1 pseudogene is annotated in these 321 nt (G+C 47.4%); it reads left to right on the plus strand.

The annotated features are described in order from the left end of the window. Nucleotides 1–32 precede the first annotated feature (32 nt). Nucleotides 33–321, plus strand: a pseudogene (locus LIQ05_RS19575) (hypothetical protein); the annotation flags it as partial.

Genomic DNA, 321 nt, shown 5'->3' on the forward strand with positions numbered 1-321 from the left:
AAGGCAGAGCAGCTCCGGGATACCGTGATGTAATGCCGTGGATTCCGGAAGAAGAAATCAAACGTGCAAGGGAGATTACCGCCATTGAATACCTGAAGAAATATCAGCCAAACCGTCTGAAAAAATCTTCAGCCAGAAATGAATGGGAGCTGACAGACCACGACAGCTTTAAGATCAACGAGCAGACCAGCCAGTGGCACTGGAAATCCAGAGATATCGGGGGCACCAGTGCTTTAAATTTCTTGATTCATGTAGACGGGTGTTCTTTTCTGGAGGCAGTGCAAATGCTGAAAGATGAGTATCCCACCTATATCCCTCCTC

It is taken from the genome of Blautia glucerasea (assembly GCF_020537505.1).
Taxonomy (GTDB): domain Bacteria; phylum Bacillota; class Clostridia; order Lachnospirales; family Lachnospiraceae; genus Blautia_A.